Annotated in this window: 18 protein-coding genes; 7 read left to right on the top strand and 11 right to left on the bottom strand. The window is 61.4% G+C overall.

Annotation, left to right across the window (positions count from 1 at the left end):
• The first annotated feature begins 33 nt into the window (after positions 1-33).
• Together ompR and HU737_RS21360 are read left to right on the top strand one after the other, a co-directional pair.
• A complete protein-coding gene (ompR, locus tag HU737_RS21365; protein ID WP_186552867.1) occupies positions 34-774 on the top strand; it encodes an osmolarity response regulator transcription factor OmpR in 741 nt (246 codons plus the stop codon).
• Positions 775-893: 119 nt separating this feature from the next.
• Positions 894-2,207, top strand: a complete 1,314-nt coding sequence (locus HU737_RS21360; RefSeq protein WP_186552866.1) for an ATP-binding protein — start codon at positions 894-896, stop codon at positions 2,205-2,207.
• Between the two features lie 119 nt (positions 2,208-2,326).
• Here the strand turns inward: HU737_RS21360 and rimK are convergent, their stop codons facing one another.
• Both rimK and rimB read right to left on the bottom strand, forming a co-directional pair.
• Entirely contained in the window at positions 2,327-3,232 is a 906-nt protein-coding gene (gene rimK, locus HU737_RS21355) for a 30S ribosomal protein S6--L-glutamate ligase (protein WP_119137413.1), read from the bottom strand.
• Positions 3,229-3,711 carry a retropepsin-like aspartic endopeptidase RimB gene (gene rimB, locus HU737_RS21350; RefSeq protein ID WP_496198504.1) on the bottom strand — a complete coding sequence of 161 codons (483 nt, stop codon included), beginning with the start codon at positions 3,709-3,711 and terminating at the stop codon, positions 3,229-3,231. Before rimB ends, rimK begins: the two co-directional genes overlap by 4 nt.
• Before the next feature lie 109 nt (positions 3,712-3,820).
• Here rimB and HU737_RS21345 point away from each other — a divergent pair, with 109 nt between their 5' ends.
• Positions 3,821-4,222 carry an RNA-binding S4 domain-containing protein gene (locus tag HU737_RS21345; protein WP_186552865.1) on the top strand — a complete coding sequence of 134 codons (402 nt, stop codon included), beginning with the start codon at positions 3,821-3,823 and terminating at the stop codon, positions 4,220-4,222.
• Positions 4,223-4,360: 138 nt separating this feature from the next.
• On the opposite strand, the gene HU737_RS21340 is transcribed toward HU737_RS21345, so the two are convergent.
• The gene (locus HU737_RS21340) at positions 4,361-5,161 is read right to left on the bottom strand and encodes a phosphatase PAP2 family protein (protein ID WP_186552864.1); all 801 of its coding nucleotides are present in this window, start codon (positions 5,159-5,161) and stop codon (positions 4,361-4,363) included.
• A 109-nt stretch (positions 5,162-5,270) separates the two neighbouring features.
• Here HU737_RS21340 and hslO point away from each other — a divergent pair, with 109 nt between their 5' ends.
• Both hslO and HU737_RS21330 read left to right on the top strand, forming a co-directional pair.
• Positions 5,271-6,173, top strand: a complete 903-nt coding sequence (hslO, locus tag HU737_RS21335; RefSeq protein WP_186552863.1) for an Hsp33 family molecular chaperone HslO — start codon at positions 5,271-5,273, stop codon at positions 6,171-6,173.
• 179 nt (positions 6,174-6,352) lie between these two features.
• Entirely contained in the window at positions 6,353-7,894 is a 1,542-nt protein-coding gene (locus HU737_RS21330; protein WP_186552862.1) for a phosphoenolpyruvate carboxykinase, read from the top strand.
• A gap of 65 nt (positions 7,895-7,959) precedes the next feature.
• Here HU737_RS21330 and HU737_RS21325 read toward each other — a convergent pair whose 3' ends face one another.
• Together HU737_RS21325 and HU737_RS21320 are read right to left on the bottom strand one after the other, a co-directional pair.
• A complete protein-coding gene (locus HU737_RS21325; RefSeq protein ID WP_186553222.1) occupies positions 7,960-8,232 on the bottom strand; it encodes a type II toxin-antitoxin system RelE/ParE family toxin in 273 nt (90 codons plus the stop codon).
• Positions 8,232-8,696 carry a ParC-related protein gene (locus tag HU737_RS21320; RefSeq protein ID WP_189661656.1) on the bottom strand — a complete coding sequence of 155 codons (465 nt, stop codon included), beginning with the start codon at positions 8,694-8,696 and terminating at the stop codon, positions 8,232-8,234. The genes HU737_RS21325 and HU737_RS21320 overlap by 1 nt, the downstream gene beginning before the upstream one ends.
• A gap of 104 nt (positions 8,697-8,800) precedes the next feature.
• On the opposite strand from HU737_RS21320, the gene HU737_RS21315 reads away from it, so the two are divergent.
• Positions 8,801-9,235 (top strand): acyl-CoA thioesterase, encoded by a 435-nt coding sequence (locus HU737_RS21315; protein WP_186552861.1) that lies wholly within the window; start codon positions 8,801-8,803, stop codon positions 9,233-9,235.
• Here the strand turns inward: HU737_RS21315 and HU737_RS21310 are convergent.
• From HU737_RS21310 to fdhD, 5 genes are all read right to left on the bottom strand, one after another.
• Positions 9,225-9,878 carry a response regulator gene (locus HU737_RS21310; RefSeq protein ID WP_186552860.1) on the bottom strand — a complete coding sequence of 218 codons (654 nt, stop codon included), beginning with the start codon at positions 9,876-9,878 and terminating at the stop codon, positions 9,225-9,227. The two genes, HU737_RS21315 and HU737_RS21310, sit on opposite strands and share 11 nt — an antisense overlap.
• Before the next feature lie 117 nt (positions 9,879-9,995).
• Entirely contained in the window at positions 9,996-10,808 is an 813-nt protein-coding gene (locus HU737_RS21305; protein WP_186552859.1) for a CheR family methyltransferase, read from the bottom strand.
• Positions 10,809-11,037: 229 nt separating this feature from the next.
• Complete coding sequence (locus HU737_RS21300; protein ID WP_186552858.1) at positions 11,038-11,523, bottom strand: YMGG-like glycine zipper-containing protein; 486 nt, start codon at positions 11,521-11,523, stop codon at positions 11,038-11,040.
• Between the two features lie 255 nt (positions 11,524-11,778).
• Positions 11,779-14,118, bottom strand: coding sequence for an FdhF/YdeP family oxidoreductase (locus HU737_RS21295; protein ID WP_186552857.1), 2,340 nt, complete (start codon positions 14,116-14,118; stop codon positions 11,779-11,781).
• 8 nt (positions 14,119-14,126) lie between these two features.
• A complete protein-coding gene (fdhD, locus tag HU737_RS21290) occupies positions 14,127-14,954 on the bottom strand; it encodes a formate dehydrogenase accessory sulfurtransferase FdhD (protein WP_186552856.1) in 828 nt (275 codons plus the stop codon).
• 174 nt (positions 14,955-15,128) lie between these two features.
• On the opposite strand from fdhD, the gene lysM reads away from it, so the two are divergent.
• A complete protein-coding gene (lysM, locus tag HU737_RS21285) occupies positions 15,129-15,569 on the top strand; it encodes a peptidoglycan-binding protein LysM (RefSeq protein WP_186552855.1) in 441 nt (146 codons plus the stop codon).
• A gap of 176 nt (positions 15,570-15,745) precedes the next feature.
• Here lysM and yrfG read toward each other — a convergent pair whose 3' ends face one another.
• Positions 15,746-16,411 (bottom strand): GMP/IMP nucleotidase, encoded by a 666-nt coding sequence (gene yrfG, locus HU737_RS21280; RefSeq protein WP_186552854.1) that lies wholly within the window; start codon positions 16,409-16,411, stop codon positions 15,746-15,748.
• Between the last annotated feature and the right edge of the window lie 24 nt (positions 16,412-16,435).

Raw genomic sequence — 16,435 nt, 5'->3', positions numbered from 1 at the left:
CCATAATACGCGGCGATATCAGAGGAGTTATTGATGACCAGCACCGCAAATACCGCTGAAGGCGACAAGATTCTCATCGTCGACGACGATCCAGGGCTCAGCAGCCTGCTGGAACGTTTCTTCACCAGCAAGGGCTTTCGCGCCCGTGCGGTGCCCAACGTCGAACAGATGGACCGGCTGCTGGCGCGTGAAGTGTTCAACCTGGTGGTGCTCGACCTGATGCTGCCTGGCGAGGACGGCCTGTCCGCCTGCCGCCGGCTGCGTGCGGCGAACAACCAGATCCCGATCATCATGCTCACCGCCAAAGGCGACGAGCTGAGCCGTATCAAGGGCCTCGAACTGGGCGCCGACGATTACCTGGCCAAGCCATTCAACCCCGACGAGCTGGTAGCCCGAGTCAAGGCAGTACTGCGTCGGCAGGCGCCAAGCGTACCGGGTGCTCCGGGTAGCGAAGACGAGACCGTCACTTTTGGCGACTACGAGCTGTCGCTGGCTACCCGTGAGCTCAAGCGTGGCGAAGAAGTGCACATGCTCACCACCGGTGAGTTCGCCGTGCTCAAGGCGCTGGTCATGCACGCCCGTGAGCCGCTGACCCGCGACAAGCTGATGAACCTGGCCCGTGGCCGTGAGTGGGACGCCCTGGAGCGCTCCATCGACGTGCAGATCTCGCGCTTGCGGCGCATGATCGAGCCGGATCCGTCCAAGCCGCGCTACATCCAGACCGTCTGGGGCGTGGGCTACGTGTTCGTGCCGGATGGAAACGCCGGCAAATGAGCCTGCAGGCTTGCCAGGACGCGGCAGGGCGACCCGAACGGGCCGCCCTGTTTTCGTCTGTGGCCGGCCGGCAACCCTGGCGAGCCCTGCTCGCGGCTGTCTTGCAATAGTTGTCTTCGATGAAAACGCCTCTGTGGTTCCCGCAAAGCTTCTTCGCCCGCACGCTGTGGCTGGTGCTGATCGTCGTCCTGTTCTCCAAGGCGCTGACCTTGGTGTACCTGTTGATGAACGAGGACGTACTGGTCGACCGCCAGTACAGCCATGGTGTGGCACTGACCTTGCGCGCCTACTGGGCGGCCGACGAGGAGAATCGCGACAAGATCGCCGAGGCTGCTGGCTTGATCCGAGTCACCGGCTCCGGTGTGCCGGAAGGCGAGCAGCACTGGCCGTACAGCGAGATCTACCAGCGCCAGATGCAGGCCGAGCTGGGCGAAGACACTGAAGTGCGCCTGCGCGTGCACGCCCCGCCGGCGCTGTGGGTCAATGCCCCGAGCCTGGGGCCGGGCTGGCTCAAGGTGCCGCTGTATCCGCACCCGCTGCGTGGCCAGAAAATCTGGAACGTGCTGGGCTGGTTCCTGGCGATCGGCCTGTTGTCCACAGCCTCCGCCTGGATCTTCGTCCGCCAGCTCAACCAACCGCTCAAGCGCCTGGTGTTTGCCGCGCGTCAGCTGGGGCAGGGGCGTAGCGTACGCTTGCCGATCAGCGACACGCCGAGCGAGATGGCCGAGGTGTACCGCTCGTTCAACCAGATGGCCGAAGACGTCGAACAGGCCGCGCGTGAGCGTGAGTTGATGCTAGCCGGGGTGTCGCATGACCTGCGCACGCCGCTGACACGCCTGCGCTTGTCGCTGTCGCTGATGGCCAACGACAACGACCTGACCGATGACATGGTGCGGGATATCGAGGATATGGACGCCATCCTTGACCAGTTCCTGGCCTTCATCCGCGATGGCCGTGATGAGCCGGTGGAGGAGGTCGACCTGGGAGATCTGGTGCGTGAAGTGGTGGCGCCGTACAACCAGCCGCAGGAACGTGTGCGCCTGTGCCTGGAGCCGATCCCACCCTTCCCGCTGCGCCGGGTTTCACTCAAGCGCATGCTGGGTAACTTGATTGGCAACGCGCTGCATCACGCCGGCAAAGGCGTCGAGGTGGCGGCCTATGTGTCGGGCGACGAGAGTGCGCCGTATGTGGTGCTCAGCGTGCTCGACCGCGGGGCGGGGATCGATGAGTCGGAGCTGGAGACGATCTTCAACCCGTTCATTCGCGGAGACCGGGCGCGTGGCGGCAAGGGCACCGGGCTGGGGTTGGCGATCGTCAAGCGGATCGCGGCCCAGCATGGCGGCAATGTTGAATTGCGCAATCGATCTGGCGGTGGGATCGAGGCGCGGGTGCGTTTGCCGTTGGGGCTGTTGTTGCCGCGTAATGCTGTTTGATCGTTAGCGTCTGTACCGGCCTTATTGCGGGGCAAGCCCGCTCCCACGCCGAAATTTCGTCATGTTGAAAGTTGGCGTGGGAGCGGGCTTGCAACGCGATGAGGCCAGGATCAACAGCATCAGCCTTTGCCTTTGGTCCGGGTTTGATTCGGCCCGCCATTCTTTTCCAGATGCTCGATGATCATCCCAGCCACATCCTTGCTGGTGGTCACCTCGATGCCTTCCAGCCCAGGCGATGAATTCACCTCCATCACCAACGGCCCGTGATTGGAGCGCAGGATATCCACCCCGGCCACGCTCAAGCCCATGACCTTGGCCGCACGGATAGCGGTGATCCGTTCTTCCGGGGTGATCTTGATCAGGCTGGCGACCCCGCCGCGATGCAGGTTGGAGCGAAACTCGCCTGGCTTGGCCTGGCGCTTCATCGAGGCGATCACCTTGTCACCCACCACGAAGCAGCGGATGTCGGCGCCGCCAGCCTCCTTGATGTACTCCTGGACCATGATGTTCTGCTTCAGGCCCATGAACGCCTCGATCACCGATTCTGCCGCCTGGGTCGTCTCGCACAGCACCACGCCGATGCCTTGCGTGCCTTCCAGTACTTTGATCACCAAGGGTGCGCCGTTGACCATCTGGATCAGGTCTGGGATGTCGTCCGGAGAATGGGCAAAGCCGGTGATCGGCAGGCCGATACCCCGGCGCGACAGCAGCTGCAGCGAGCGCAGCTTGTCGCGCGAGCGGGCGATGGCCACCGACTCGTTGAGCGGATACACGCCCATCATCTCGAACTGGCGCAGCACCGCGCAGCCATAGAAGGTCACCGATGCGCCGATGCGAGGGATCACTGCATCGAAACCTTCCAGCGGCTTGCCGCGATAGTGGATCTGCGGCTTGTGGCTGGCGATGTTCATGTAGGCGCGCAGGGTATCGATCACAACCATCTCATGGCCGCGCTGGGTACCGGCTTCGACCAGGCGGCGGGTGGAATACAGACGCGGATTGCGCGACAGCACAGCGATCTTCATGCAGCACCTGTGACAGGGGAAAGGGTGGCCAGGAAGGCCGGTTTGTCTTGCACGTATTTCAAACCTGGGTTGACCACCAGTTGGCCGTGGATCAACGCCTTGGAACCGAGCAGCAAGCGGTAACGCATGGACTTGCGGCAGGCCAGGGTGAATTCGACCTCCCAGACCCGGTCGCCCAGGGCCAGCGCGGTGCGGATCACATAGCGTACCTGGGCCTGGCCATTGGAGCTCTTGATGGTCTTCATGGTCACCAGCGGCGCTTCGCAGCGACGATGGCGCAACTGCACCACGGTACCCAGGTGCGCAGTGAAGCGCACCCATGGCTCACCGTCACGCTCGAATGTTTCCACATCGGTGGCGTGCAGGCTGGAGGTGCTGGCACCGGTGTCGATCTTGGCGCGCAGCCCCGCGACACCGAGGTCGGGCAGGGCGACCCACTCACGCAGGCCGATCACACTCAGATGGTCAAATGTCTTCACTAATCACACCCTGCGGATAAGGTGGTGAACTGTAAGCATCGCGCAGTTTTTTTGCATCCGTCAGTCACGGTAGTACAGTTCCGTGAAAGACAGAATTCGAGGAAATGAGATGGCACAAAAGCCTGAAGACGACGACAAGGTGCGCCTGGACAAATGGCTGTGGGCGGCGCGTTTCTACAAGACCCGTGCCTTGGCCAAGGCCGCCATCGAAAGTGGCAAGGTGCATTGCCGGGGCGAGCGCTGCAAGCCGGGCAAGGAGCCGCGCGTGGGCGATGAGTTCGTTTTGCGCACCGGGTTTGACGAGCGCACTGTGGTGGTCAAGGCACTGTCAGTGGTACGCCGCGGTGCGCCGGAGGCGCAGCTGTTGTATGCCGAGACCGAAGAGAGCATTCGTCGTCGTGAGCAAGCGGCGCAGCAGCGCAAGGATGGGGCGCTGGGCATGACCACCGACGGTCGGCCGAACAAGAAGCAGCGGCGGCAGATTCATCAGCTGCATGGCAGTTTTGATTGAGGAGTGGCTGCTGGGGCTGCTTTGCAGCCCTTCGCGGGCAAGCCCGCTCCCACAGGGACCGCGCCGCTATTGGGCTCAGCGCTGTCATTGTGGGAGCGGGCTTGCCCGCGAAGGGCCGCAAAGCGGCCCCACAATCGATCAGGCGCCGCGCACCACAGCCAACCTGCCGACCCACGGCAATCGCTCAACCACACCGAACAATGGCGCAGTCCAGCGCAGCAGCGCCGCGCTGCCTTTAGCCGCCAACGGCGTATAACAGCTCCAGCCCAACGCCAGCACCGCCATCAGCAATCCGCCGATGTAGTCGTCCTGCCCCCAATGCGCACCGGCCACCAGGCGCGGCAGCATGAACACGCCAGCCAGCCCCCAGATCACCAGTCGTTGCAGCAAACGGCGACTGAACAGGTTCATGAACAGCGCCCAGACCAGCAACACCGAGGCATGGTCACCGGGGAAACTCTTGCTGGAACGGTCTTTAAGCTCCCAATGAGCTTCAAGGTGCGGGTAGAAATCGCTCAGGCGTATGGCATCGCCAAACACCATCGATGGACTATCGTGTTGCCATCCGGATGCATCCACCCACTTGGAAAACAGCGCGCGAATCACCACTAAGAGGATAAGCGTGATCAAAAAGCCAAAAAATGCCTCGCGCACTTGGCTGGCCTTGAACACCCATTCGCCACGGATCAGCAGCGTCAGTAGGATCAGGCCGACGACGATGTCGAACGGTCGCAGGCTGCCGAGGGTCCAGATGTAACGCCAGGCGCTATTGTCAGCCAGCGGCCCATTGAGGCTGTGGAACAGCCACTCGTCGAAAGTCAGGCACAGGATCTGGCCAAATGGCCATAACCAGAAACACAGTAGAGCGATGGGCAGCAGCGTGCAGGCTGCCAAGGGTCCCCAGGACCACTTCGCTTGGAACAGTGGTCGATTGTCCATAAGATACCTCTATTACCAACAGGATATGGAGCGCCTCGTGAGCGCTCTGCATCGGGCCTTTTGTAAGGCCTGTAAACATTTTGACATCATTTTCAGATAGCCAGAACCTATGAGCGATTTTCCAGATACCGATTTCACCCAACGTTTCATCTTCGACGACCGCGACGTGCGCGGCGAAATGGTCGGGCTGGAGCGCAGCTATGCCGAGGTGCTGGCCAAGCATCCCTACCCACGGCCGGTCGCGCAGTTGCTTGGCGAGCTGATGGCCGCCGCTGCCCTGCTGGTCGGCACGCTCAAGTTCGATGGCTTGCTGATTCTTCAGGCGCGCTCCGAAGGGCCGGTGCCGCTGCTGATGATCGAATGCTCCAGCGAGCACGAGATCCGTGGCCTGGCGCGCTATGAGGCGAGCCAAATCGCAGATGATGCGACCCTGGCAGACTTGATGCCCGAAGGCGTGCTCGCCCTGACCATCGACCCGATCAACGGCCAGCGTTACCAGGGCATGGTCGACCTGCATGGCAAGGACCTGTCGGAGTGCTTCACCAATTACTTCGTCATGTCCCAGCAGATCAACACCTGCATTTCCCTTACCGCCGACGGCACTCGCGCCCGTGGCTTGCTGGTGCAGCAACTGCCGGCTGATCGCCACAAAGACAGCGACGAGCGTGACGAGAGCTGGAACCACGTCAAGGCCTTGGCCAACACCGTAAAAGCTGAAGAGCTGCTGGGCCTGGACAACGAAACCGTGCTGCACCGTCTGTATCACGAAGACGCTGTGCGCCTGTTCGATATCCAGCCGCTACAGTTCCGTTGCAGCTGCTCTCGGGAACGTTCCGGCAATGCTCTGGTCAGTCTTGGCCAGGACGACGCCCAGCAGCTGGTGGCCGAACATGGCGGGCAGATCGAGGTGGATTGCCAGTTCTGCAATCAGCGTTATCTGTTCGACGCCGCCGATGTGGCGCAATTGTTTGCCGGTGGCGGCACAGGCGGGGCAGCAGAAACACGTCACTAAAACGTTTAATCGTAGTGAATTCTCCTGTCTAAATGCGATAAACCGCAGTTCTGACAGGAGGGGCCTACTTTTTTTGGGCGTTTCTGGCATAATCCGGCCACTTTTTTCGCTGTAGTAGTTTGAAACAGACAACTACAAAACGTTTGGAGCACTCGGCCTCGGGCCGGATGGGGTATCTCATGACGCAAGCCAACAACACCGTGTACACCGACCTGAGCGTCGATGAGCTGGTAAAAGAAGCGCTGTCCCGCGGTGAAGGCGTGCTGGCCGATACTGGCGCACTGGTCGTGGAAACCGGTCACCGTACCGGCCGTTCGCCAGCGGACCGTTTCATCGTCGACGAACCCAGCACCACTGCGGCAATTGCGTGGGGCCCGATCAACCGCAAGTTCCCGGCCGACAAGTTCGATGCCCTGTGGGCTCGCGTCGAGGCGTTCAACAACGCTCAGGAACACTTCGTTTCCCACGTTCACGTAGGGGCTGCCGAAGATCACTACCTGCCGGTCAAGATGACCACCCAGACTGCCTGGCAGAACCTGTTCGGCCGTTGCCTGTTCATCAACCCTGCCCAGTACAACCCAGCGGGTCGTGATGAGTGGCAGGTGCTGAACGTGGCCAACTTCGAGTGCGTGCCTGAGCGTGACGGCACCAACTCCGACGGCTGCGTGATCATCAACTTCGCCCAGAAGAAGGTGCTGATCGCTGGCATGCGTTACGCCGGTGAAATGAAGAAAGCCATGTTCTCGGTGCAGAACTTCTTGCTGCCGGCCGCCGACGTGCTGCCGATGCACTGCGCTGCCAACATCGGCGAAGCAGGCGATGTGACCCTGTTCTTCGGTCTGTCCGGTACTGGCAAGACCACCCTGTCGGCCGACGAAAGCCGTTACCTGATCGGTGACGACGAGCACGGTTGGGGCGAAGGCGTTGTCTTCAACATCGAAGGCGGCTGCTACGCCAAGTGCATCGACCTGTCCGAGAAGAACGAGCCGGTCATCTGGAAAGCCATCAAGCACGGCGCCGTGCTGGAAAACGTCGTTATCGACGATGCCAAGCACGCCGACTACACCGATGTCAGCCTGACCCAGAACAGCCGCGCCGCCTACCCGCTGGAGCACGTTGCCAAGCGCTCCGAGCACAACCTGGGCGGCGAGCCGAATGCGGTCATCTTCCTGACCTGCGACCTGACCGGCGTACTGCCGCCAGTGTCGATCCTGAACAACGAGCAGGCGGCCTACCATTTCCTGTCCGGTTACACCGCGCTGGTCGGTTCGACCGAAATGGGTTCGGGCGGCGGCATCAAGTCGACCTTCTCCACCTGCTTCGGCGCACCGTTCTTCCCGCGTCCGGCTGGCGAATACGCTGAGCTGCTGATCAAGCGCATCAAGGGCTTCAACTCCAAGGTCTACCTGGTCAACACCGGCTGGACCGGCGGTGGCTACGGCGTTGGCAAGCGTTTCAGCATCCCGACCACCCGTGCAGTGATCGCAGCGATCCAGAGCGGCGCGTTGGTAGGTACCGAGACCGAGCACCTGGACATCATCAACCTGGACGTGCCTAAGGCTGTTCCAGGCGTCGAGACCAACCTGCTCAACCCACGCACCAACTGGGAAGACAAGGCGGCCTACGACGAAGCAGCTAAAGGCCTGGCCAAGCTGTTCATCGAGAACTTCAAGAAGTTCGAGGTTTCCGACGCCATCAAGGCGGCTGGCCCACAGCTGTAAGCTGTAGCTAGCTTGGAATGAAAAAGCCGCCCTTTGGGGCGGTTTTTTCGTTCATGGGACATGGTTTATGGCCACAGCCGTCGCGCATGAATGATGCGTAAGATCTCTACGCTGTCCTGCAAGATGCGGTAGACCATCACGTAGTTTGGCCGAATCACGATTTCCCGGGTGCCTGGATACCGACCTTGTTTATAAATGCGGGGGTTCTGGGCTGCTCTTCTTGCCTTGTCTCTGAAGTCTTCGTCTAACGCAATGGCGGCGTCAGGGTTATCGTCAGCGATGGCATCCATGATTCGCAAGCGGTCTTTCTGAGCGTTGGTGTGCCAAAGCAAATGCATCAACGGGTTTTACCCTTCAACGCGAGGCGGCGCGCGGCGAATTCTTTTTCTATTTGTTCATCATCCATCGCAGGGGTTGGGTCGTTCAGGCTTGCCTCGACTTGTTCGATAAACCAGGCGTCATATGCGGCGGCCTGATGTGCACGCTTCAGGGCCGATGCACGATCAGGTCGTTGATAGGTGCTCATTTGAAGTGGGTCGTAGGTCGAGCTATCCACCTGGAAGTGGTCGATGCCTAGTTCGTGCAGGTAGCTGACCAAGGTTTCAAGCTTCTTGAACAGCCGGGTGTTGCCGCTTCGTTGCGCCGTCAGGACATGTTCGTCATGGTTGATATTGACCTGTATGGCCCAGCCGCCAGGCTGCCCCACAATGTGGGTTCCATTGATACGTCCGGTTTCAGCCATGCGCCTAAGGTCGGCGTGATCGAGTTGATGGGTCGGCACGGGTGTATGTCTCGGTTTCATCGGGATGCACCATGCTATGCAATCTACAGTTGATTGCGACTATATGACTTCCTAACTCTTTGTGGGAAGCTTCTCTCTCATGTAACCAACATTTGTGGTATTCCATGACCGAATCTCCCCAGCGCACCGACTTCAGCCATTTCCACCCCATCCTCACCCGCCCGCAAGACAACGACCTCAACGGTCATATCGCCGGTGCCACGGTGCACGGCTTCTTCGAAACCGCGATCCAGGCATTTCTCGTCGAACAGGCCGAGCTTGACCTGCGCGAAGGTGCGCTGGCCGGCTTTGTGATCAGCTCGGCGGCAGAATTCTACGCATTGCCTGCCTTCCCCGACGTACTCGAAGTGGGCCTGGGCGTCACCCGCCTGGGTGGCAGCACAGTGGAGTACCGATTGGCGTTGTTCCGTCCCGGAGAGCCGGATGCCTGTGCGGCAGGCACATTGGTGCAGGTGTTCGTCGAACGCGCCTCTGGCGAGCCGGTGGCACTGCCAGAAACGCTGCAGATCATCCTCGCAGGCCTGCAGCTCAATCGTTGAGACGGATGATGCCCTCGCGCACGGCAAACAGCACCAGGCCGGCGACGTCATGAATCTGTAGGCGATGCATGATTTGTGAGCGATGAGCTTCTACAGTCTTCACGCTCAGGCCCAGGCCTTCGGCTATCGAGCGGGTGGTTTCGCCACGGGCGATCAGTCGCAGGATTTCCAGCTGGCGGGTGGTTAGCGGTGCAGACAGGGTGGCAGCGCTCCGCTTGCGGCTATGTCTGAGGGCCTGGCCGATGACCATCGGCAAGACGCTCGAAGACAGGTACTGGCCGCCTTGGCGCAGGGTCAGCAGCGCCTGCTCCAACTCGGCCACCGTGGCGTTCTTGAGCAAAAAGCCGTGGGCGCCCAGCTGTAGGCAGCTCAACACATGCTCCAGTTCCGAGCGCGGCGAGAGCATCAGCACGCGGCTGGTGGGGGCGCGAATGAACAGTTCTTGCAGCGCCTGCTGGCCGTCCAACTCGCCACTCATGTCCAGTACGACCACGTGCGGCTTGAGCTTTTCGGCCAGGGCCACGGCGTTCATCGCATCGCCGGTATCGGCAACCACGGCATATTGTTTTTTCTGTTCGAGCAGGGCGCGCAGGCCTGCGCGGAACAGCGGCGAGTCATCGGCAAGCAGTATTCGACAAGGCATGGATCAGGGCCTGTTTCGCAAGAGAAGAGGGGCGGCATGCCTGCTCGATCCACAAGCGCCCAGCCGCACGGGGCGCGTTCAGTCCCTGTCTGCCGATCACTGCGGCAGTGCTGCTCATCATAGGCGCGCGAACACCGAGGGCAGTAGTGGCCGCAAGGGTAGGTCGAGGTCGTGGATGCTTTCGCTGTGGCCGATCATCAACAGACCGCCTGGGGTCAGATGCTCGACCACACGCTGCAGCACGTCGAGCTTGTACCGGGGGGCAAAGCTTGAGAGCAGGTTGCGCAGCAAGATCACATCGAAGCGGCCCAGGTGCGTGGGAAACGGCTCGATCAAGTTGATCGTCTCGAACATCACCTGCGCGCGTAAAGCTGGGGCGATGCGCAGGCGTCCGGCCATTTCGCCGACACCGCACAGGCAATGCCGGCTCAGCCAGCCTTCGGGAAAATAGCGCGCCTGGCTGACGTCATAGATGCCCGCGCGCGCCTGCTCCAGCAAGGCTGCGTCGCGATCACTGGCAAGCACCTGCCAGCCAGCGCCAGGGTGCTGCTCGGCGGCCACCATGGCCAGGCTCCAGGCTTCTTCGCCGCTCGCGCAGGCGGCGCTCCACAGCCGGGGCGGGTGAGCGAGCTCGGCCAGCCAATGGTTGAGGAACTCGAAGTGTCGGTGCTCACGGAAGAAATAACTGTCGCAGGGCACCAGCAGGCTCAGCAAGTGCCTGTATTCGCTATCGTCCTGAGCGTTGCCTAGCAGCGCCAGGTAGGCGTCGAAGTCGGACAGTTGATGCAGCTTCAGGCGCTTGTGCAGGCGCGCCGCGACCACCGCGCGACGGTCATCGGCCAAGTGCACGCCGCTGGCCTGTTCGACCAGTAGACGGATCTGTTGGTAATTGGCTTGATCGAGCAGTGGCGGGCGGGAGCGGCTGGGCATGGCTCAGCTGGCCCAGGTCGTGATCTGACCTATGGTATCGACGATGATCGTGCGCATTCCCCGCGTCCTGTGCGTAATTATTCAATAAGGGATGATAGCTAGTGGCACCTTGCCTCCATATCGGGGCCACCCTTAATCCTGTTGTGCGCGGGACAAATGAAAAGGCCCCGCCGATAGGGGCAGGGCCTTAGGTGCCTGGCTTAGGGTTGCACGCCTGAGCCGTCAGGCATCAGTGACGCCAGTGGCGTTTGTGCTTGTTCTTGCGATGGCCGTAGTGGTGGCCGCGGTCGTAGTGACGACGGTCGTCGTCGTAGCCACGGCGGTAGCGGCGTTCATGGCGCTCGTCTTCATCGGCCTTGTTGCCCATGTAGTTACCCAGGGCGCCACCTGCACCGCCGCCAGCGGCTGCACCGATGTAGCTACCGTTGGTGCCGCCGACGCTGCGGCCGAGTACGTTACCGCCAGCCGCGCCCAGGGCGCCGCCGATTGCTGCTTCGCCGCGCTGGCGTTTGTCGGCACCGACCGCACTACCGGCCGCACCGCCCAGGCCTGCGCCGATGGCGCCACCGGTGCTGCCACCGATTTGCTGGCCGACCACTGAGCCGAGTACCCCACCCAGTGCGCCGCCAATACCGGCTTCGGTGGTGCCGCCCGCCATGGCAACGCCGCTGAGCAGGCCAAGAGACAACAACAGAATCGAGGAGTACTTCTTCATCAAGAGAGCCTCATAGGGATGACGAGGGCGAATTTGAGGCTCGGCAGGGCGTCTGGCAATCGAAATCCGACGAGTAACACGAGTTGTACACAATTCTCTAAGTTACTGTTTTTTCGGTGAAACTTTCTCGATTTTCGGCGGTCATAGGTTACTTGAGACAAAGCCCTGGCCATTGCGGACAGGGCTTTTTTTTGGCTTTTTCGCAGGTTTGAGGGCAGGTCCGCTTCGGGTGGATGTTCTGACCCTATCGCTGTCTTAGATGATGCGCCCGCTATCGCCAGCACGCTCAAGCTTGATGGCGACGAATTTCGAGGTCGGTGTATGGCTACCGTCGCCGATGCTCTCCAGCGGCACCAGCGGGTTCACTTCTGGATAGTAAGCCGCTGCCTGGCCTGCCGGGATGTCATAGGCCAACAGCGTGAAGCCCTGCACCCGACGTTCAAGCCCATCGTCCCACAGCGAGACGATATCCACCTTCTGCCCCGGCGCGAAGCCAAGGCGAATGATGTCGGCCTCATTGACGAACAGCACATCGCGCTGCGCTTTGACGCCGCGATAGCGATCGTCCAAGCCATAGATGGTGGTGTTGTACTGATCATGCGAGCGCATCGATTGCATGATCAGGTCTGGTAGCTGGCCGCTGGCGCGCACGCGTGGGTCGAGCAAGCTGTCGGGCAACAGGTTGGCCTTGAAGTTGGCTCGCTTGGTCGCGGTTTGCCATTGGCGGCTGCCAGCGCTGTTGCCCAGGTAGAAACCACCAGGATGGCGCAGGCGTTGGTTGAAATTGGCAAAGCCTGGAATGGTGTCGGCGATCAGCTCGCGAATGCGGTCGTAGTCGGCTACCAACCAGTTCCAGTCGACCGGCTGCTTGCCCAGCGTGGCGGCAGCGATACCGGCGACCACCGAAGGCTCCGAGCGCATCTGTTTTGACAGTGGGTGCAGCTGGCCATTGGAGGCATGCACCATGCTGAACGAATCTTCCACCGTCACCGCTTGCGGGCCTTCGGCTTGCAGGTCGATATCGGTACGCCCCAGGCATGGCAGGATCAGTGCCTGCTTGCCATGGACCAAATGGCTGCGGTTGAGCTTGGTGCTGATGTGCACGGTCAGCTCGCAATTGCGCAGGGCGCGAGCCGTACGCTCGCTGTCCGGGGTGGCTTGGGCGAAGTTACCGCCCAGGCCGATGAAGACCTTGGCTCGACCTTCGAGCATGGCGTGGATCGCCTCGACCGTGTTGTGGCCGTTGTGGCGCGGCACGGCGAAGTCGAAGCGCTTTTGCAGGGCATCGAGCAGCAATGCCGGTGGCCGCTCGTTGATGCCCATGGTGCGGTCGCCCTGCACGTTGCTGTGGCCACGCACCGGGCACAAACCTGCACCTGGCAGGCCAATGTTGCCGCGCAGCAGCATCAGGTTGACGATTTCCTGGATGGTCGGCACCGAGTGACGGTGCTGGGTGATGCCCATCGCCCAGCACATGATCACCCGCTTGCCTTTGCAGTACATGCGCGCCGCTTGTTCGATCTCGGCCAAGGTCAGGCCAGATTGGGCCTGCAATTGCTCCCAGGGGGTGGCATCGACCACGGCCAGGTATTCATTGATGCCGTGGCCATGTTCAGCGATGAACACATGATCGAAAATCGCTGGTTCACCCTTGGCCTGGGCCTCGCGCTCCCACTGCAAGAGGAACTTGGCCATGCCGCGCAGCAGCGCCATGTCGCCTCCCAGGGCTGGGCGGAAATAGGCGGTGTTGGTAGGCCGGTCGCTGTTGGTGAGCATCTCCAGCGGGTTCTGCGGGTGCTGGAAGCGCTCCAGGCCACGTTCCTTGAGCGGGTTGACGCAGACCACCTGGGCACCGCGCTTTACCGCATCGCGCAGCGGATCGAGCATGCGCGGGTGGTTGGTACCCGGGTTCTGGCCCCAGACGAAGATCGCGTCGGCGTGCTCGAAATCATCGAACGTCACCGTGCCTTTGCCGACCCCGACGCTCTGGCCCAAGGCGACCCCGCTGGCCTCGTGACACATGTTCGAGCAGTCAGGGAAGTTGTTGGTGCCATAGGCGCGGACGAACAGCTGATAGAGGAACGCCGCCTCATTGCTGGCCCGGCCGGAGGTGTAGAACTCGGCTTGGTCGGGGGTGGCCAGGTTGTTCAGATGGCGGGCGATCAAGGCGAACGCGCTGTCCCAGTCGATCGGCTGGTAGCGGTCGCTGGCTGGGTCATAGACCATCGGCTCGGTGAGCCTGCCCTGGTACTCCAGCCAGTAGTCGCTCTGCTCGAGCAACGAAGTGACGCTATGCCGGGCGAAGAACGCCGCATCGACGCGGCGCTTTGTAGCTTCCCAGTTGACTGCCTTGGCGCCGTTCTCGCAGAACTTGACCATGCCGCTTTCCGGCGAGTCGCCCCAGGCGCAGCCCGGGCAGTCGAAGCCGCCGTTCTGGTTGGTCTTGAGCAGCGCGCGGATGTTCTTCAGCGCGTTGTCGCTGGCGACCCAGGCCTTGGCCACGCTGCGCAAGGCGCCCCAGCCTCCGGCGGCGCCGTGGTAGGGCTTGTAGCGGGGAGTGATTTGTTCTTGTGGGAGTTGCTGATGCGAGGTCACGTCTACGACTACTCCGCCACAGGGCTGAACACCCGTGGTGCACTGTGTTTAGGCAGGTGAATAAGATTGAGGTTGTGCTTGCGCGCCCATTGCAGGGCAAGACCGGTGGGCGCCGACAGGCTGACCAGGGTTTGAATGCCCGCGCGCAGGACCTTCTGGATCAACTCCAGGCTGCAGCGGCTGGTAACGATGGCCAGGCCGCCGCGGGTATCGATCTGCTGGCGCAGCAGGGCGCCGATCAGCTTGTCCAGGGCGTTGTGCCGGCCGATATCCTCACGGCCCATCAACAGCTCGCCGTTGCTGTCCATGTACAGCGCGGCGTGCACCGCGCCGCAGTGCTGGCCCAGCGGCTGGAATTGGTCGATGCGTTGCCGCAGGTCCTTCAGCCAATGGGCGGGTGGCAGCGGTGCCCCAGGCAGTTTGTCGAGCTCTGGCAGCGCCTGCTCCAAGGCTTCGACACCGCACAGGCCGCAGCCGCTGGTGCCGGCCAACTGGCGGCGCTGGTTCTTCAGGTTCCAGAAGGCGCGGCTGGAGATCTCCAGGTCGGCATACAACGCCGAGCCTGAGCCTGAGAACTTCATGTCATAGATTTCCGCCGTGCCCTCGACGATCCCGCTGCCGACGCTAAAGCCGACCGCGAAGTCTTCCATATCGGTAGGGCTGACCAGCATCACGGCCTGATTGAGGCCGTTATAGGCGATGGCCAAGGCGACTTCCTCGGCGAGCGGCGTGCTGGCGCGCGCGTCATCGCTAAGCTGGAGATAGTCGTAGGTATTGCTGGCGGCAGGCAGGGACAAAGGCGTGGACGCCGAGCAGACCGGAGGTTTGCTGTTCATCAGGGCGGATCACTGGCAGCTTTTTACCAGCACAAGCCTAGGCCCGTGGGCTGGCGCCGTCTAATCGCTAGGGTCTATGCCTTGATAGAGCGCGTCGATGGGTCGCAGCAGGGCGAGGTTGGCAAACCTGGCCTAGACTCGTGCTTCCGAGGATTCATCAACAAGGAGCGCGTCATGAGCCTGTTCAGTTTCGTCAAGGAAGCCGGCGAGAAGTTGATCGACCTGCTGACCCCTGGCAATGCCAATGCCGAAGAGCAACTCAAAGAGCATGTAAGCAAGGTCGGCCTGGGTAATCCGAACATCACCGCCACTGTAGAGGGCGACAAGATCATTCTCAAGGGCGAGGTGGCCAGCCAGGAGGAGAAAGAAAAGATCATTCTCGCAGCGGGCAACATCAGTGGTGTGGCCAGCGTCGATGACCAGATCACCGTAACCGGGCCGATTGCCCAGGCGGCGAAGTTCGTCACGGTCGAGAAGGGCGACACCCTGAGCGCTATTTCCAAACGGGTGTATGGCGACCCGAACAAGTACCAGAAGATCTTCGAAGCCAACAAGCCGTTGCTGTCGCATCCGGACAAGATTTATCCGGGGCAGGTGCTGCGGATTCCGGATTGAAGGCTATTCATCAATTGATTTAACCCCTTCGCGGGGCCCAGCAGTTCTGTAGGAGCGGGTTTACCCGCGAAGAGGCCAGTGCGATCAAGCGCTATGTACGGGCGAGGGCTGCGCCCTTGTTCGCGGGCAAGCCCGCTCCCACAGGATCCTGTTCAATCCATGAAAGTCTGTTTCGCTTACTCGATCCCCACCAGCAACTCCCGATAATCCTCAACCGCCGCGAACTCCTGGGTATCACGCGGCGCTGCCTTGCTGTCCGGCTGGCGCACCGCTAGCAGGTGCCTCACGCCAAAGCGCTGCGCGCTACGCAGGATCGCCAGGGTGTCGTCGATAAAGAGGCTGCGCGCAGGCTCAAAGCCGATATCCGCCTGCAATGCGTCCCAGAACTGTGGGCTCTCCTTGGGATAGCCATAATCATGCGAGCTGATCAGCCGCTCGAAATACGGCGCCAGCTCGACGCGCTCCAGCTTCAGCGACAGCGAATCGCGATGGGCATTGGTGATCATCACCACCCGCTTGCCCGCCTTGCGCAGGCCGGCCAGGAAGGTGTCGGCGTCCGGTCGCAGGGCGATCAGTTCAGCGATTTCCTGCTTCAATTGGCGAATCGGTAACTTCAGCTCGCGGCTCCAGAAGTCCAGGCAGTACCAGTTGAGCGTACCGGCATTACGCTCGAACAGCGGCTGTAGCTCCATTTCCGCCATTGCCCGGCTCACGCCATGCAGCTCGGCGTAGCGCTGGGGCAGGTGCTGCAGCCAGAATTGATTGTCGTAATGCAGGTCGAGCAGGGTGCCATCCATGTCCAGCAGGACGGTATCGATATCGGACCATTGAATTTGCGGCATGGGAAACTCTCGATCAGTCGGCAA

The sequence above is a fragment of the Pseudomonas urmiensis genome (genome assembly GCF_014268815.2).
GTDB classification, from domain to species: domain Bacteria; phylum Pseudomonadota; class Gammaproteobacteria; order Pseudomonadales; family Pseudomonadaceae; genus Aquipseudomonas; species Aquipseudomonas urmiensis.
The sequence above is the reverse complement of the archived record's forward strand: the minus strand, read 5'-3'. Positions and strand labels throughout refer to the sequence as shown.

Excerpts from the sequence above, each read along its gene's own strand:
- fdhD (WP_186552856.1), bottom strand. The coding sequence starts at position 14,954 with ATGAACAGCAAACCTCCGGTCTGCTCGGCGTCCACGCCTTTGTCCCTG.
- HU737_RS21330 (WP_186552862.1), top strand. The coding sequence starts at position 6,353 with ATGACGCAAGCCAACAACACCGTGTACACCGACCTGAGCGTCGATGAG.
- HU737_RS21305 (WP_186552859.1), bottom strand. The coding sequence starts at position 10,808 with ATGCCCAGCCGCTCCCGCCCGCCACTGCTCGATCAAGCCAATTACCAA.
- ompR (WP_186552867.1), top strand. The coding sequence starts at position 34 with ATGACCAGCACCGCAAATACCGCTGAAGGCGACAAGATTCTCATCGTC.
- HU737_RS21340 (WP_186552864.1), bottom strand. The coding sequence starts at position 5,161 with ATGGACAATCGACCACTGTTCCAAGCGAAGTGGTCCTGGGGACCCTTG.
- HU737_RS21320 (WP_189661656.1), bottom strand. The coding sequence starts at position 8,696 with ATGAAACCGAGACATACACCCGTGCCGACCCATCAACTCGATCACGCC.
- HU737_RS21300 (WP_186552858.1), bottom strand. The coding sequence starts at position 11,523 with ATGAAGAAGTACTCCTCGATTCTGTTGTTGTCTCTTGGCCTGCTCAGC.
- HU737_RS21360 (WP_186552866.1), top strand. The coding sequence starts at position 894 with ATGAAAACGCCTCTGTGGTTCCCGCAAAGCTTCTTCGCCCGCACGCTG.
- HU737_RS21325 (WP_186553222.1), bottom strand. The coding sequence starts at position 8,232 with ATGCATTTGCTTTGGCACACCAACGCTCAGAAAGACCGCTTGCGAATC.
- lysM (WP_186552855.1), top strand. The coding sequence starts at position 15,129 with ATGAGCCTGTTCAGTTTCGTCAAGGAAGCCGGCGAGAAGTTGATCGAC.
- rimK (WP_119137413.1), bottom strand. The coding sequence starts at position 3,232 with ATGAAGATCGCTGTGCTGTCGCGCAATCCGCGTCTGTATTCCACCCGC.
- yrfG (WP_186552854.1), bottom strand. The coding sequence starts at position 16,411 with ATGCCGCAAATTCAATGGTCCGATATCGATACCGTCCTGCTGGACATG.
- hslO (WP_186552863.1), top strand. The coding sequence starts at position 5,271 with ATGAGCGATTTTCCAGATACCGATTTCACCCAACGTTTCATCTTCGAC.
- HU737_RS21315 (WP_186552861.1), top strand. The coding sequence starts at position 8,801 with ATGACCGAATCTCCCCAGCGCACCGACTTCAGCCATTTCCACCCCATC.
- HU737_RS21345 (WP_186552865.1), top strand. The coding sequence starts at position 3,821 with ATGGCACAAAAGCCTGAAGACGACGACAAGGTGCGCCTGGACAAATGG.
- HU737_RS21310 (WP_186552860.1), bottom strand. The coding sequence starts at position 9,878 with ATGCCTTGTCGAATACTGCTTGCCGATGACTCGCCGCTGTTCCGCGCA.